Raw genomic sequence first — 698 nt, forward strand, 5'->3', positions numbered from 1 at the left:
AAAAACATGATTACTGGTGCTGCTCAGATGGACGGCGCGATCCTTGTGTGTGCTGCGACTGACGGTCCAATGCCACAAACTCGTGAACACATCCTTCTTTCTCGTCAGGTTGGTGTACCTTACATCATCGTATTCTTAAACAAGTGTGACCTTGTTGATGATGAAGAATTACTTGAATTAGTAGAAATGGAAGTTCGTGAACTTCTTTCTACTTATGACTTCCCAGGTGATGACACTCCAGTTATCCGTGGTTCTGCGCTTAAAGCGTTGGAAGGCGATGCTGGTCAATATGGTGAGTCTTCAGTTCTTGCTCTTGTTGAAGCGCTTGACTCTTACATCCCAGAACCAGAACGTGCTATCGACAAAGCATTCTTAATGCCAATCGAAGACGTATTCTCAATTTCTGGTCGTGGTACTGTAGTAACAGGCCGTGTAGAAGCTGGTATCGTTAAAGTTGGTGAAGAAGTAGAGATCGTTGGTATTAAAGATACAGTTAAAACAACTGTAACTGGCGTAGAAATGTTCCGTAAACTTCTTGACGAAGGCCGTGCAGGTGAGAACTGTGGTATCTTACTTCGTGGTACTAAGCGTGAAGACGTACAACGTGGTCAAGTACTTGCTAAACCAGGTACAATCAAGCCGCACACTAAATTCGACGCAGAAGTATACGTACTTTCTAAAGAAGAAGGTGGTCGTCA

The 698-nt window shown here is 43.8% G+C and carries 1 protein-coding gene; it reads left to right on the forward strand.

What is annotated here, in order from left to right:
- A partial coding sequence (locus tag HJG58_RS18620; RefSeq protein WP_235944534.1) for a GTP-binding protein occupies positions 1–698 on the forward strand: 698 nt, incomplete at both ends.

It is taken from the genome of Acinetobacter geminorum (assembly GCF_013009345.1).
Taxonomy (GTDB): domain Bacteria; phylum Pseudomonadota; class Gammaproteobacteria; order Pseudomonadales; family Moraxellaceae; genus Acinetobacter; species Acinetobacter geminorum.